At 66.9% G+C, this 1,422-nt stretch carries 1 protein-coding gene and 1 tRNA gene; both read right to left on the bottom strand.

The window, feature by feature from the left end; translation table 11 throughout:
- Positions 1–70: 70 nt before the first annotated feature.
- Positions 71–145: transfer RNA gene (locus ACIPIA_RS16280), tRNA-Gly, on the bottom strand.
- 114 nt (positions 146–259) lie between these two features.
- A complete protein-coding gene (locus ACIPIA_RS16275; RefSeq protein ID WP_400511016.1) occupies positions 260–1,348 on the bottom strand; it encodes a 2'-deoxycytidine 5'-triphosphate deaminase in 1,089 nt (362 codons plus the stop codon).
- Between the last annotated feature and the right edge of the window lie 74 nt (positions 1,349–1,422).

The raw sequence follows: 1,422 nt of genomic DNA, 5'->3' as shown, positions 1-1,422 counted from the left end.
TGCAAGCCGTGCGGGATCGCTGGAACGGGCAGCCCGGAGTCCCTTACGACTGTGATGCATCAGGGAGGATTGGAGCGGGCGATCGGGATCGAACCGACGACATTCAGCTTGGGAAGCTGACGTTCTACCACTGAACTACGCCCGCATGCCCCTCACGCTGGCGAAGCAACGCGCGGCAGGTCCGCGTTCATAGCGGGTCCCGAAGCCGGTGTCATCCGGGAAGTTCGGAGCCCGCCGCATCGGATCAAGACGCCTGCACTCAGCCCTTGAAATGCTTGGAGAGCTTGAGGGCCTGGCCCTGGTAGTTCGACTTCAGCCCGGCGCCATAGAGCGCCTCCGGCCGCGCGGCCATCGTCTCGTAGACGAGACGGCCGACGATCTGGCCGTCCTCGATGATGAAGGGCACATCGCGGGAACGGACCTCGAGCACGGCGCGCGCGCCCTGCCCGCCCGCGGCGCGGTGGCCGAAGCCGGGGTCGAAGAAACCGGCATAGTGAACGCGGAACTCACCGACGAGCGCGTCGAAAGGCGTCATCTCGGCGGCATAGTCCGGCGGGACATGCACGGCCTCCTTGGAGGCGAGGATATAGAACTGGCCGGGGTCGAGAATCATGCTGCGCGAGCCGTCATCCGGGATCGGCTCCCAGAAATCGGCAGCGCGATAGGCGCCGACGCGATCGACATCGATCAGCGCGGTATGGTGCTTGCCGCGATAGCCGAGCAGCCCTTCGAATCCGGAAAGATCGACGCTGACGGCTACGCCGCCCTGAAACGAGGGCTCGGCCGCGCTGACCAGCGTCTCGCGGACATGGACCTCCTCGAGCGCGCGGTCGTCGAGCCGCGTCTCGCCGGCCCGGAAGCGAATCTGCGAGAGCCGTGAGCCGGACCTGACCAGGACCGGGAAGGTACGCGGCGAAATCTCGATGAAGAGCGGGCCTTCATAGCCATCCTCGACCAGGTCGAACTCGCGGGCGCGATCGGTGATGACGCGGGTGAAGACGTCGAGGCGGCCGGTCGAACTCTTCGGATTGGCCGCGGCGCGCAGCCCCCTGGGCAGTTTGAGCCCTTCCATGAGCTCGGCGATGTAGACGCAGTCGGTCTCCAGCACCGCGCCGCGCGTCAGGTCGATCTCGTGCAGAGAGAGATCCTCGATCCGGCTGCGCACCGTGCGCTCCGGGCCTGGCAGGAACGAGGCGCGGACGCGATAGGCCCGTTCACCCAGCCGCAGATCGAGGCTCGCGGGCTGGATCTGCCCTTCGGCCGGCGGCCGCGCGAGCGTGATCGCGCCCTGCTCGATGAAGGCGCGGATGGAGCTGTCGGGCTGGATGCCGGGCTTGAAGTGCAGCATGCGAGTTCCGCGAGGATAATCGGTCATAACTAGCGGAGCGCCCTCGAAAGGCCAAGCACGCCCGGCACCAAGCC

The organism is Allobosea sp. CER48 (assembly GCF_044752385.1).
Lineage (GTDB): Bacteria > Pseudomonadota > Alphaproteobacteria > Rhizobiales > Beijerinckiaceae > Allobosea.
Note: the sequence above shows the minus strand (reverse complement) of the source record. Positions and strands in the feature narration are given on the sequence as shown.